We start from the raw sequence: 12739 nt of genomic DNA on the forward strand, positions 1-12739 counted from the left end.
AGTGGGTAATTCAGTTCGCCAGAGTTCAGAATTGGTGGAGCGTGTCGGGAGCCGCACCGCGTCCAGGGCCGCGGTCGCGCTGATCAGGGCGAGGGTGAGCGGGTGGGACAGGATACTTCGCTTCACTGCGACTCCTGAGTTGGTAAAGCTTTCACGGGTACAGCGGGGTGTCGGCGCCGTCGCGCACGAACAGCGGGATCGACTCCAGCGGCGCGTCCACCGTGATGTAGCCGCCGCCGGCGTGTCGGTTGCCAGAGCCGGTGTGCGTCCATTCCGCTCCGGCCGGCAGGTACACGCGGCGCTGCCGGGCGCCGAACTCGGTGACCGGGGCGACCAGGATGTCCGGACCGAACAGGTACTGGTCCTCGACCTTCCAAGCCTCCGGATCGTCGGGGAACGCGAGCAGCAGCGGGCGCATCAGCGGGATGCCGGTGCGTTCGCCCTCACGCAGGTGGGAGTGGATGTAGGGGCGCAGCCGCTCGCGCAGGTGCAGGAGGGGGGTGATCGCCGCGTACGCCGTCTCGCCGAAGGACCACACTTCGTTCGGCCCGCCGCTCTCCCCCACCGGGCCGTGGCTGCCGCGCGGCTCGCGGTGGCCGTGCAGGCGCATGATCGGGCAGAAGGCGCCGAACTGGAACCAGCGCACGATCAGTTCCCTGAATTCAGGGTCCTCAGGGTCGCCGCCGTGGAAGCCGCCGATGTCGGTGTTCCACCAGGGAATTCCGCTCAGCGCCACGTTGAGTCCGGCACGGATCGAGTCGGCGAGCGAGGGGAACGTCGCGGGGATGTCGCCGGACCACAGGGCCGCGCCGTAGCGCTGGGAGCCGGCCCACGCCGAGCGGATCAGCGAGAGCACCGCGTCTTGGCCGGCGCGGCGCTGGTGCTCGTAGACGCCGCGAGCATGCTCGCGCGGGTAGAGGTTCGCCACTTCGTGGCCGGTGCCGGCGGCGAAGTTGAGGTGCTGCGGGCCGGGGCGCACCTCGGGTTCGCACGCGTCGAGCCAGAGTGCGCGGATGCCGAGTCTGGCGTATCCGGCCTCGACCTTCTCCCAGAGGAAGTCGCGGGCGCGCGGATCGGTGGCGTCGTAGAACGCGACGCCGATCTCGGCGGGCGTCGTTCCGTCGGGCCAGTTTCCGATCGCGGCGGTGCCGCTGGCGGTCTCCGCGAGCATCCCGGCGTCGCGCATCGGTATGTAGTTCTCTGACAGGGGGCTGACTGACGGCCAGACGGAGACCGCCGGCTCCACGCCGAGCGCGCGCAGTTCCTCAACCATGGCCTGCGGATCCGGCCAGGCCTCGGCGTCGAAGTCCCAGTCGCCGAGGTGGCGCCAGTGGAGGTAGTCGATGACGAGCACGGCAAGCGGCAGGCCCCGACGCGCGTATTCGCGAGCGATCTCAAGGAATTCGGCTTGGTCGCGGTAGCGCAGCTTGCTCTGCCAGAACCCTGAGGCCCACTCGGGCATCGCCGAGGGAAAGCCGGTGGCCCCCGCGTACGCGGTCATGATCGCGGCGGGCGTCTCACCGACGGTGAGCCAGTAGTCGATCTGCCGGGCCTTGTCCGCGACCCAGCGGGTGCCGTTGCCGGCGAACTCGACCCGGCCGACCGCCGGGTTGTTCCAGAGCATGCCGTAGCCGCGGCTGGACAGGACGAAGGGGATGGAGACCTCGCCGTTGCGCTGGGCGAGCTCGATGACCATGCCCTTCTGGTCGAGTCGGCCGTGCCCGTGTTGTCCGAGCCCGTATATGCGCTCGTCCGGGTAGGCGGCGAAGCGCTGCTCGACCCGATGCAACCCGCCCTCGCCGGCCTCGAAATGGCGCGAACCGGGATACCAGAAGTGGGCGGGCGCCTCGCCGACGACGACCTCGCCGGTGACGTCGTCGAAGAACGAGACCAGCCCGTTCGCCCCGGCGATCTCGACCCGGACGCGGCCGTTGACGAGCGTGGCGCGGCCACCGTCGGCGTCGATCTCGATCCGGCTCGCGCCGGGCTCGGGGGCAGGTGGGCAGGCCTCGAGCGCGCCGGGCAGCTCCGGCTGGATCCGGTAGAGGCCCGCGCGCACCCGGACGCTGTCCGCGCCCCACGGCTGGACGGTCAAGATGTGCTGGCCGTTGCGCCAGGTCAGGGTGTCGTCGGCGACGAAGAACGGGGTTAGCACGAGACTCTCCTGTGTTCCGGGAGTAGAGGTGGGGTTTCAGTCCTCGGTGGCGGCGCTGCCGATGGCGAGGACGAGCAGGCGGACAGCACGGTCAACGCGACCGATGCGGCGGAGACGACCGCCCAGGTGCGGCGGCTGGACGACTCTGTCATGGCCTTCACCTTTCGAATCGATTCGAAACTGCACTAGAGAGGCTGCCGCCCCCGGGTGGGCCGAAGAGCAGACAGCGGCGAAGGGAAGTCAGGAGCGCTCGGACCGGCTCGGCGCCGATCCGGTGGTGTCGCGGATCTTGAGCGTCGGCGGCAGGATCGTCACCGAGGCGACCGGTTCGGCGTTGACCTGCCCGGCCAGCAGCCGGACGGCGGTCCGGGCCAGTTCCTCCACCGGCAGCGACGCCGAGGTGGCGGGCAGGTGCAGCCGCTCGGCCTCGTCGTCCGGGCAGACCGCGACCACCGAGACGTCGTGCGGCACCCGCAGCCCGAGGCCGGCCAGCCGGTCGAGCACCAGCGGCAGGGCCCGCTCGTTGTACACGATCAAGCCGGTCAGATCGTGCACCTTGGCGAACAGCTGGTCCACGGCCCGCACCACGTCGCCAGGCTGGCCGTCGCAGGCCGTCCAGGCGGTGCGAGCCCGTGCGGCCCGCAGGGTCGAGAGCGCGCCGTCCCGGGCGTGCACCGCGTACGCGACGCCGCGGCGGAAGGTGGCGGAGGACTGCCCGATGTAGCCGACGCCGCGGTGCCCGAGCTCGAGCAGGTGCTCGGCGCACAGCCGGCCGGCCAACCCGGTGTCGAAGTCCACATAGGGCAGCCGGGCGCTGTCGTCAGGTGTCCCGACCAGCACGGCCGAGCACTTGAGCGAGCCGAGCAGCGCCACCCGCGGGTCTTTGCGCTGGACCTCCATCAGCATCACGCCGTCGACCTGCGAGCCGACCACCGAGTCCCGGATCGCGGCCTCGCCGTCGTCGTCGGTCAGCATCAGCATCTTGAAACCGAGGTCCTGTGCCGCGGTCAGCGCCGCCCACACGTAGGGCATCTGCACCTGGTTCTGCGGGCCGTGCACCATCGGCAACGCCATGGCGATCACGCCGTTGCGCCCGCTGCGGATCGAGCGTGCCCCGGCGTGCGGTCGGTACTGCAGCTCCTCGATCGCCCGCTCCACTCGGCGCCGGGTGTCCGGCGAGATCGAGCGGGCGCCGGAGAGCACGTACGACACGGTGCTGCGAGAGACCCCCGCCAGCTTCGCCACGTCAGCGATCGTGACCGCCATCCGAGGCTCCCTTCCGCATCGTTGTTGAACTGATTCGACGGGCAGGGACGGTAGCATCCGCCTCCACAGCCCCGCAAGAGGCGTATTCACCCAGTTGGCAGGCGCGAATCGCGCGTGGATCCCCTCAGCAGGACCGGAACTGATTCGACAAGCGCGTGAGCAGCGCGCATCTGGCGCTGCCCGTCTCCGGTGGATCAGGCTTCTGGGTTCGCCCACTCCGCGACCTGGCCCATGCGGTGCATCAGCGATTGGTGCGAGGCCTCGGCCGCTGCTCGAATCTCGGCCGCCTGCGCGCGATAGTCGAGCAGGCGCTCGCCGGCCGAGCGGATCAGGGTGCTGTGCTCGGCCTTGCGGTCGACGGCGCGGCGGAGCTGGTCGGCGGCGTACTTGCGGTTGCCGCGGGCACCGGCCTCAGCAGCCCGGCGCTCGATTTCCGCGCAGATCCGGTCGATCTCCGCGTCCGGGGAACGGTCGTAGGCCAGCGTGAGCGTGTCGTCTTCCAGGCTGACCGTCATCTCCGCCGGCGGCTGCGGGCACGCGTCGGCGAGCAGGGACTCGGCGAGTTCCGCCACCGGTCGGCACAGAGCGGCGCGGGCGAGGTCGCGTCGTGCGGCGAGCTCGGGGTCTGCGGCCAGCAGGTCGGCGACCACCACTTCCGGTCCGTAGCCGGCCGGGTCGTCCCACCGCGGCGCGGCAGGCGGGGCGATCTTGGTGCGGGTGAGGATCTCGAGCTCCGCGGCTCTGCGCAGGAGCGGACCCTCCTCCGGGCTGCCCTCGTCGATCAGCATGTTGATGACCGGCTCGCACGCGGCGACGTCCGCCGCCGCGGCCGGGGCGTTCGGGTCGTCCGGCTCGGCACCGTACCAGCGTTCCAGCCGGACCAGGCTCGTGGCCGCCGCAGCGGCGGACTTGAGCGCCGCCTCGATCGCCGCCGATCGCGGTACGCGCGGGCCGAAAGTCGGCCGCGGGAAGGGCCCGAACTCGACCGGGCTCTGACCGCGTCGCGCCTCGACGGCCGCGCGCAGGTCTGCCGCCGAGATGGACGCGACGAGCGCCTCCAGCCAGCTCGCCAGAGCCGTGCGTGCAGCAGGTCCGTAGTGCCCGTCGGCGAGGGCGCACCACAGGTGTCGCGCCGCCACGGTGACGACCCCGTCCGCCGACGGCGGGGGCAGAGCGGCGGCGAGGTATGGCCCGGCGAGCTGCGCGGCGCCGCCGAGCCGCAGCCCGAGAGCGAGGAAGAGCGCAGTACGCTCCGCATCGCGCTCGCAAGCCGCCGCAACCTGTGGCTCGGCGCCCGGATCGGCGCGCAGCAGCAGGGCCAATCCGGAAGCGGCGAGAGGAAGCCAGTACCCTGGCACGTCGCCCGAATCGCGCAGCAGTACGGAATCCTGGCTGGGAACCAGGCTTTTGATGAAGGTGCGGGCTGCTGCTCTTGCGGCGGCTGCCGGAAGGAAGCGGGCGAGTTCAGTCCGGACATCGCCGAGCTCGACGAACGCCTCGAAAGCCCGCGTGAGGAACTCGACCTGCCGGGTCAGGTCGTCGATCCGCTGGTCCGCGTCCAGCACCGAACGGCGGATCCGCTCATCAGACCTCGCCGCGTCCTCGCCCGCCTCCTGCACGAGCCGACGAGCGTAACGAGGCTCGGATTCGAAGAAACCCTGCGATGACAATGGCCTGCCTCTCCCCCGGGAGTCTGAGCTGGCTGTCAGTATACAGACGCGCCTAGCAGCAGCTCCCTGGGCCCCGGCTGCTGTGCAGGCCGGCCTACTGCGCCGGGAAAAGCTGCTTGGTGTAGTACACCAGTGTCCATGTCCACTCCGGGCGAGTCTCCCGGGCGGTTTCCCGGTAGCCGAGTGCGCGGTAGAACGCCATCGCTTCAGGCATGTTCGTCGCCGTGTCCAAAGACATCTCGCGAAAGCCGTGGTCTGCGGCGCGTGATTCGAGCCCTTCCATCAGCGCGCGACCGACGCCAGTCCGGCGCAGCGCGGGGTGGATCCGCACCCGCAGGACTTCGGCCTGCCCGCGGGAGTTAGGGCGGAATCCGCCCATGCCGACAGGGTGCCCGTGGTGTTCTGCGACGAGAAAGACCCCACCGGGTCCGATGAAATGGGCGGGGATGTCGGCCAAGTCCGCGAACTGACTCGGTGCTGCGCGCGCGGCAGGCAGCTCGATCGGCACGGTCGCGTCGGCGGTGTGTCCGACGTTCGGCAGGGTGCTGAGAGTCCAGAGCGCGGGAGCGTCGCCCGGACGATAATCTCTGATCGTTGCCACCTCGCCGAGGGTTGCATCGAACATGACCGTAGGCCACCCGTTTTCCCCGGGCATCCGTTACGGCCGTAGCGATCCGCCCTGTCTCGTCTGCCTGAATCCCGCACGCGTGAGCAGAATCGCGGGCACAATGGGCCCCGTTGGCACATCGGCAGTCCGATGCTGTGGGGTGGGGTTTTCATGGATCCGAATCTGCTCGAAGCCGTCATGGGCCCGATCTGGGCCGCGCTCGGCGCGATCGGTCACAAAGCGCTGACCGACGCGGAGGACGACGCGGCGAAGGGCATCGTCGGCCTCGGCCACAAGCTGCTCGCACGTCTGCGCCGGCGCGGCGGCTCGACCGATCCCGCGCGGGCGCAGCTCGAGGCCGCGGCTGTCGACGTCGCCAACGCGCCGGACGACGAGGACTTCCGCGCGGCCCTGCGCGGCCAGGTCAAGAAGGCCCTGGCCGGCACGGACAGCGTGGACGACCCGTCGCTCGTCGAGGACCTGACGAAGCTGCTGGAGGCTGCGGGCGTGCAGGTCTCAGCCGAGGGCGCCGGGTCAGTGGCGGTCCACCACAACGAGGGCATCATCTCCACCGGCAAGCACGCGAAGAACTCGATCAATCGCTGGGGCAGGGCGTGACCGAGACGGAGATCTCCTTCGCGGACAAAGCGACCCTCGTCGGCAACCTTGTACTCCTGCGACCCGTCGGCGTCGCGGACGTGCCGGGACTGCTCGAGTTGCTGCGGGATCCGGAGAGCGCGCGCATGACCGGTACGCACATGGACTCCGAGCCCGACGCCCGGGCTGCCGAGGACTGGTACGCCACGCGCGCCGAGCACGACGACCGGCTCGACCTGGCCATCGTCGAGCGCGCAGGCGGCGCGTACGTGGGCGAAGTGGTGCTCAATGAACTCGACCCCGTCAACCGCTCGTGCGGCTTCCGCATCTGCCTAGTCGGCCCGCGCGCGTTCGGCCGCGGCTTCGGGTCGGAGGCGACGCGGCTCGCGCTGACGCACGCCTTCGAGACCGTCGGAGTCAACCGCGTCGAACTCGAGGTTTACGCGTTCAACCCGCGCGCCCGGCACGTCTACGAGCAGGCGGGCTTCGTCCACGAGGGCACGAAGCGCCAGGCGCTCCGGTGGGACGGTGAGTGGGTGGACGCGCACCTGATGGCGCTGCTCGCGAGCGACTGGAAAACGTTGTAAGCCACTGGATGCCTCGCTAGGGTGGCCGGATGGCTGACGGGCTGACGGGCAGCGGGCGGAGTGATGGGTCCTCATGACGGGGTTCGCCACGCGATCCACGCTGCCTGGCGTGGTGGGAGACGACACGGCCGTGACCATCCTGCCCGCAGCGGAGTTCGCCGAGCAACTGGCCGCGGCACAAGCCATGCTCGCATGGGCCGAGAAGCATCCCAACGCAGCCTGCGAATACCGCGAGGTCTGGGCAAAACACGTCCGCGGCATGCAGGCAGCTTCCGCACGCCGCACGGCGCGGGCCTCCTAAGCCACCGCCCGTGCGGTGCGGCGGCGTCGCGCCCTCGCCCCGTCCCCGTTGCCCGGGACCGGAGCGAAGGCGCGAGCACCTGGCCTCAGCCGAAGTAGCCGGTATAGGTGGTGGCGAACTGGTTGCCGCTGAACACATCCCAGTTGATGGACCACGCCATCAGGCCGCCCAGAGCCGGGTAGGTGCCGAGCGGCTTGTAGCCGCCGCAACTGCTGCCCTTCGTCAGGCAGTTGAGCGCGCTGTCGAGGTCGGAGGCGCTGACGGCGCCGTTGCCGGCGTACTGGTCGGCGGGCAGGCCGATGGTGACTTGGCTCGGGCTGAGCGCGGGGAAGGTCTCGCCGGTGCCGGCCACGGTGAAGCCGTGCAGCAGCATGTCCGTCATCGCGGTCAGGAAGTCCTCGCCGCCGGTGTTGTAGTACTGCCCGTCCAGCCCCATCGTGGGTCCGGAGTTGTAGTCCTGCACGTCCAGCAGGTTCAGCTGGTTGCGCAGGCCGTAGATGACCGGGAGCCACGCGCCGGCCCGGCGGTCGGACGCGCCGGTGCTGTTGCCGCCGTAGTACTGGTAGCCGGTCTGGACGAAGAACACCTGCGGCGCCATCGCGACGATGAATCCGGACCCGTACTTGGCCTTGAGCTGCTGCACGGCCGAGATCAGGTTCACCACAGCCGGCGTGGTCGGGTGGGTGATGTCGTTGTCGCCGCTGTTGAGCGTCAGGGACTGGTTCTCGAAGTCCAGGTCGACGCCGTTGAGGCCGTAGGTGTCGACGATCGAGCTGACCGTGTTGACGAACTCGGTCGCGTCGGACGCGCTGTTCAGGGTCACCTGGCCGTTCGCCCCGCCGATGGAGATCAGCACCTTGCGGCCCTGGGACTGCACTGTCTTGACCCCGGCGATCAGCTGCGCCTGTGTCTGCGCGCCCGCGCATTCGCTCGCCGGGCACGGGGTGAAGGTGATGTCACCGGCACCGTTCGAGTCGGCGAAGGCGAGGGCGATCACGTTCCACGCCGCCGGGGCGTCCTGGATGTTCACATTGCCGGCCCCGTTGGAGAAGCTCGAGTGCAGGTAGCCGACCAGCGAGTGCGCGGGCAGGCCGCCGGTCCCGCCGCCACCGGTGCCGGTGGAGGTCGGCGACGCGCTGGCCGAGGCACTCGGCGACGGGCTCGCGGACTTGCTCGGCGACGCCGACGGGCTGGCCGAAGGGCTGGCGGATGCCGTGGTCGGGGAGACCGACGGGCTCGAGCCCGCGCCGGCCGGGCCGGTCAGCGCCAGGTTGTCGGCGTAGTAGGTGCCCTGGCCGTACCAGCCGTGGGTGAAGACCGTCACCGAGGTCTGCGACGCGGTGGTGGTGAAGGTGGTCGACAGCGCCGCCCAGGAGGAGGCCGAGGGCGTCCAGGTGGAGGTGCCGCCGACGATGCCGAGGTAAACGTAGGCGCCCTCGACCTCGCCGGACAGGGTGCAGGAGGTGTTCGGCTGGACCGAGACGGTCTGGGTGCACTGCGCGTCGTCGGAGCTGCTCGCGGCGCCCGCCAGAGCGTGGGTGTCACCGGTGTAGACCGGACTGGTGACCACGGAGCCGGTACCCGCGTCGCAGGTCCAGCCGGTCAGGTCGCCGGTGCCGAAGCTGCCGTTGACCAGGATGTTGGTGCTCGCCGCCTGAGCTTGGGTGGCGAAGACGGCGCCGGTGACGGCGAGCGCCGCGACGGCTGTGGCCGCGAGCGCGGCGCGGGTGCGCTTGCCGGGCGCGGGTGTGGATGCCATGGGTGGGGCGGGTCCCTTCACGAGTGCGGCCGGGCGCCACGTCGCGCCGGGGAAGTGCCGCACCAAGGATGATTGGACTAGACCAATATCGCGGTCAATCCCGTTACCTTAAGAGACAGTCAAGTGAGGCTTGCGGAAGTCTGCGGGCGCTCGGCGCGGTCATGTGGCTGAGGGCGTTCACCTCAGCCACATGACCTGAACGACGAACACTCCATCGTCGCCTTCACAGCTGCAGAACCCGTGTGCCGCGTGGACCTACGGGAGCGTCCAGTGCTGGGCGCCGGTGCCGTTGCAGGTCCAGATCTGCAACTGGGTTCCTTCCGTGGTGCTGGAGCCGGGATCGTCGAGGCAGAGCCCGGATTCGGGGTTGACCAGCGAACCGTTCGCGCCCGCAGTCCACTGCTGCGCGCCGGTTCCGTTGCACGACCAGTACTGGACCTTCGTACCGGCCGAGGTGCCGCTGGAGGTCACGTCGAGGCAGCCACCCAGCACTTGGAGCGTGCCGTTGGCCGCCACCGTCCAACTCTGGGCGGCGGTGCCGTTGCAGTTCCAAATCTGGACCGGGGATCCAGACGAGGTGCTCGAGTTGCTGTCGTCCACGCACAGGCTCGAGGAGACGCCCGAGACGATCGGACCGGTGGCACCGCCGGAACCGCCCGAGCCGCCGGAGCCCGAGCCGTTGAACGCGCCGAGCCCGTTGGGGGTGCCCAGGCCGGTCGGGCCGTCATAGCCGGACCCGGCCGTGCACAGGTACGACGGGCTGCACGAGCCGTCGGAACCGGAGGTGATGTCGTTCAGCGAACCGGAGTGCGCGTACAGGACGGAGGCTGCGGCGGAGGACGGTGCGCCGGCGAGTGCGAACACCGACGCGATGATCGGCGAGGAGACACTGGTGCCGCCGACCACACCCCAGCCGCCCTGGCCGTAGCTGTCGTAGAAGGCAACGCCCGTACCCGGATCCGCCACCGCGGACACGTCCGCGACGGTGCGCCGGGAGCAACCGGAATCTGCCTGCCAGGACGGCTTCGACTCCCAACTGGAGCAGCCCGCACCCGCGCCCGACCACGTCGTCTCGCTCCAGCCGCGCGAGGTCGAGGAGTTGCGGTTCAGGCTGGTGCCGCCGGCCGCGACCACGTACCTCGAGCTGGCCGGGAAGCTGACGCCGTATCCGCTGTCGCCCGAGCTGGCCACATCGACCACGCCGGCGTGGTTGAAGTCGGCGTCGGCGCCCGAGTCGCCCGACCCGTCGTTCGTGCCCCAGCTGTTCGAGATGAAGTGGGCACCGAGGCTCACGGCCACGTTCTGTGCGCCTTCGAGATCGGTCGACTCGACGACCAGGATGTGGCAGTTCGGGCAGATCGCCGAGACCATCTCCACGTCGAGCGAAGCCTCACCGCCCCAGCCGGTGTCCCCGGGCGGGTAGTTGCCCTGCTGCCCGGATCCGTTGACCTTGCGGAAGCAGCCGTTCGCGGTGGTGCAGGAGGGCAGTCCGTACTGGGCGCGGTAGACGCCGAGATCGGATTCGAGGTTCGGGTCGTCGGCCGCCTCCATCAGCGCGACGGTCGCGCCGGAGCCGTCCGCCGAGGCGGCGGAGGCGAGGTTGTAGGCACTGCGCAGATCGCTGGGTCCGTAGCCGGACGGGGTCGCGTCGGGCTTGAGCGCCTGGGCGGAAACCGGCGCGACGTCCGTGCGGATGATGGCGTAGCAGACCGGGCCGTCGGGCTCGAGCGGCTTCGCGCAGGCGTGCTTGGTGGTGATCGTCTTCGCGGCTGCGGCGGCCGGGTGGGACTGGCCGCCGCCGGTCGCGGCGCTCGCTGCGGTCGGGGTCAGGAAGGCCGACCCGACGGCCGCGGCGATCGCCACCGCCAGGAGAAAGGGTCGCTGCATGTCGAAAATCCTCGTGGGTGGTGTGGCGTGAATGAGGAGATGTGCGCGCTGCGCCCGCATCCGGGGATCCCTGGGCGGATGGACGCTCGTGGCAGGACGCTGACTTGCACGCCCCGGGACGAAGCGATCGGGCAGGCACGGAGGAAGGCCCGCGTGTGGGCACGGAACCCGCCTGGCCCGACGTGGATCCGCGGTTGCGGTCGAGTGGGCGGCGGGAGCGATCACAGCGTGACAACGTTGTCATCGACTCTCGCTGACTTGATTGATGCACCGGCCCGCGGCCTTGTCAACGGAGTCCGGGGAAATTCGTGGCTCGGGGGCGACTCAGCACACGACCTCCGCGCAGCTGTCCACATCTAGACTTCGCCGCATGAGATTGGTCGACCTCGAGATCGCTCGTCAGCCCTGGGACGATATCCCTTGCGGCTGCAGCCAGTCCGCCCGTCACCTCGCCGACCTCCTGCGACGCGCAGCTCAGAGTGCTGAAATAGAGCTGAAAGGCGCAACGGAATGCCACGTGTGGAGCCCGGTAGTGCTCTACTCGCCGGCACCCGCCGTAGCCGAGGTGGCGCTGGCCGCCCTCGCCGACGACTTATCGCAGCAGGCGCACGAGCAGTTCCTCGAGCTGCTCAACTCGCTTGTCCACGGCGAGGGCACCGACCTGCCGGAAGCGTGCGAGCGGCTCGCGAGCCGCGGCATTTGGCTGCTGTACAGGGAGCTGGCATTGGATCGCTCCATCAACGCGACGGCCACGGCCTTCGAACTGCTTGCGACGCTGGAACCGGACCGCGACCGGCTGCGGCGGGCGCAGATCGCGCTCGGGGAATCTCTGCCGTGGGACTACCGTCCCGGGATGCTCAACGACCCCCTCGACAGCTCCGCCACGGACGAATGAACCGGCCGACTGAGGCTCACGAGTCGGCGTGCCTTCTACGCGCGACGAGTTCGTCTGCCGCGGCCGGCCAGCGCTCGTAGTCGAACGCGAACCCCGCTTCGAGGAGCCTCGTCGGCACCACTCTCCGGCTCTTGAGCAGCAGCTCGACATCCGAACGGAGCACGAACGCGCCGACCTGCGCCATCCACTCCGTCGCCGGCAGGCCAACCGGCCGCCGCCAGGCCTTTCGCAGGATCCGCATGAACTCGCGCTGCGGCAACGGTCCGGGCGCGGCCAGGTTGACCGGGCCGTCGAGGCGGTCGTCGGCAATGAGGTGGCATACCGCGCGGACGAAATCGTGCTCGTGGATCCAGGAGACGTACTGGGCGCCGCCCGCGACGGGGCCTCCGAGGCCGAGCCGGGCCAGCCAGGAAAGGTAGTCGAAGATGCCGGCGCGGTCCGGGCTCATGACCATCGCCGAGCGCAGTGCGACGCGGCGGGTGCCGGGCGTGTCGGCTTCGCGCTGCGCCTGCTCCCAGGCGCGGGCGATGCGGACGCTGTACTCCCAATAGTCCGGCACCCCGGCCTCGTTGCCACCGATCACGCCGGTCGCTTCGTCGTTCGGCGCGTCGAAACGGTGGGCGTAGATCGTGGCGGTGGAGGCCTGGAGCCAGATCGCGGGCGGGGCGTCGCAGCGCGCGATGGCCTCGCCGATCACCTCGGCGGAGTGCACGCGCGAGTCCATCATGGCTTGCAGGTTCGCCTCGTTGTACCGACAGCTGACGCTGCGCCCGGCGAGGTTGATCACGGCGTCGGCGCCCTCGAGTTCCCTCGTCCACGCGCCGAGGTTCCGCCCGTCCCACGCGACCTCGTGCGTCCGGGCCGTCCGGGTCGCCTGAGCCGTCCGGTCCGGCTGACGGGTGAGGATGACGACGTCGTGGCCCTGCGCGGCCAGGGACCTGCGCAGCAGCGTGCCGACCTGCCCGGTGCCGCCGGGAATGACAACCTTCATGGAAACCCCCTTCATTGCCGAACT

Annotated in this window: 11 protein-coding genes; 4 read left to right on the top strand and 7 right to left on the bottom strand. The window is 70.1% G+C overall.

Translation table 11 applies throughout. The annotated features are described in order from the left end of the window. Window positions 1–151: 151 nt before the first annotated feature. The 4 genes from ACTRO_RS00360 to ACTRO_RS00375 form a co-directional block, all read right to left on the bottom strand. Window positions 152–2155 carry a glycoside hydrolase family 31 protein gene (locus ACTRO_RS00360; RefSeq protein ID WP_034260367.1) on the bottom strand — a complete coding sequence of 668 codons (2004 nt, stop codon included), beginning with the start codon at window positions 2153–2155 and terminating at the stop codon, window positions 152–154. 240 nt (window positions 2156–2395) lie between these two features. Continuing rightward, window positions 2396–3421, bottom strand: coding sequence for a LacI family DNA-binding transcriptional regulator (locus ACTRO_RS00365; RefSeq protein WP_034260369.1), 1026 nt, complete (start codon window positions 3419–3421; stop codon window positions 2396–2398). A gap of 194 nt (window positions 3422–3615) precedes the next feature. After that, window positions 3616–5040 (bottom strand): hypothetical protein, encoded by a 1425-nt coding sequence (locus ACTRO_RS00370; protein WP_157435609.1) that lies wholly within the window; start codon window positions 5038–5040, stop codon window positions 3616–3618. Between the two features lie 145 nt (window positions 5041–5185). Continuing rightward, entirely contained in the window at window positions 5186–5716 is a 531-nt protein-coding gene (locus ACTRO_RS00375; RefSeq protein ID WP_034260373.1) for a GNAT family N-acetyltransferase, read from the bottom strand. A 153-nt stretch (window positions 5717–5869) separates the two neighbouring features. Between ACTRO_RS00375 and ACTRO_RS47885 the strand changes: the two genes are divergently transcribed. From ACTRO_RS47885 to ACTRO_RS00390, 3 genes are all read left to right on the top strand, one after another. Continuing rightward, window positions 5870–6316, top strand: a complete 447-nt coding sequence (locus ACTRO_RS47885; RefSeq protein WP_034260375.1) for a hypothetical protein — start codon at window positions 5870–5872, stop codon at window positions 6314–6316. Next, entirely contained in the window at window positions 6313–6882 is a 570-nt protein-coding gene (locus ACTRO_RS00385; RefSeq protein ID WP_034260376.1) for a GNAT family N-acetyltransferase, read from the top strand. Before ACTRO_RS47885 ends, ACTRO_RS00385 begins: the two co-directional genes overlap by 4 nt. Window positions 6883–6955: 73 nt before the next feature. Then, window positions 6956–7183, top strand: a complete 228-nt coding sequence (locus ACTRO_RS00390; protein WP_034260378.1) for a hypothetical protein — start codon at window positions 6956–6958, stop codon at window positions 7181–7183. Window positions 7184–7268: 85 nt separating this feature from the next. Here ACTRO_RS00390 and ACTRO_RS00395 read toward each other — a convergent pair whose 3' ends face one another. Both ACTRO_RS00395 and ACTRO_RS00400 read right to left on the bottom strand, forming a co-directional pair. Beyond that, complete coding sequence (locus ACTRO_RS00395) at window positions 7269–8942, bottom strand: chitinase (protein WP_034260380.1); 1674 nt, start codon at window positions 8940–8942, stop codon at window positions 7269–7271. Between the two features lie 255 nt (window positions 8943–9197). Further along, the gene (locus ACTRO_RS00400) at window positions 9198–10829 is read right to left on the bottom strand and encodes a S53 family peptidase (RefSeq protein ID WP_063627903.1); all 1632 of its coding nucleotides are present in this window, start codon (window positions 10827–10829) and stop codon (window positions 9198–9200) included. A gap of 376 nt (window positions 10830–11205) precedes the next feature. On the opposite strand from ACTRO_RS00400, the gene ACTRO_RS00405 reads away from it, so the two are divergent. After that, window positions 11206–11724 (top strand): hypothetical protein, encoded by a 519-nt coding sequence (locus ACTRO_RS00405; protein WP_211244012.1) that lies wholly within the window; start codon window positions 11206–11208, stop codon window positions 11722–11724. Between the two features lie 16 nt (window positions 11725–11740). Here the strand turns inward: ACTRO_RS00405 and ACTRO_RS00410 are convergent, their stop codons facing one another. Then, window positions 11741–12715 (bottom strand): TIGR01777 family oxidoreductase, encoded by a 975-nt coding sequence (locus ACTRO_RS00410; protein WP_034260384.1) that lies wholly within the window; start codon window positions 12713–12715, stop codon window positions 11741–11743. Window positions 12716–12739 lie beyond the last annotated feature (24 nt).

The sequence above is a fragment of the Actinospica robiniae DSM 44927 genome, from assembly GCF_000504285.1.
Lineage (GTDB): Bacteria > Actinomycetota > Actinomycetes > Streptomycetales > Catenulisporaceae > Actinospica > Actinospica robiniae.

Bases quoted from the DNA above. Each gene is read 5' to 3' on its own strand.
- ACTRO_RS00390 (WP_034260378.1), top strand. From the start codon at position 6,956: ATGACGGGGTTCGCCACGCGATCCACGCTGCCTGGCGTGGTGGGAGAC.
- ACTRO_RS47885 (WP_034260375.1), top strand. From the start codon at position 5,870: ATGGATCCGAATCTGCTCGAAGCCGTCATGGGCCCGATCTGGGCCGCG.
- ACTRO_RS00410 (WP_034260384.1), bottom strand. From the start codon at position 12,715: ATGAAGGTTGTCATTCCCGGCGGCACCGGGCAGGTCGGCACGCTGCTG.
- ACTRO_RS00375 (WP_034260373.1), bottom strand. From the start codon at position 5,716: ATGTTCGATGCAACCCTCGGCGAGGTGGCAACGATCAGAGATTATCGT.
- ACTRO_RS00365 (WP_034260369.1), bottom strand. From the start codon at position 3,421: ATGGCGGTCACGATCGCTGACGTGGCGAAGCTGGCGGGGGTCTCTCGC.
- ACTRO_RS00395 (WP_034260380.1), bottom strand. From the start codon at position 8,942: ATGGCATCCACACCCGCGCCCGGCAAGCGCACCCGCGCCGCGCTCGCG.
- ACTRO_RS00400 (WP_063627903.1), bottom strand. From the start codon at position 10,829: ATGCAGCGACCCTTTCTCCTGGCGGTGGCGATCGCCGCGGCCGTCGGG.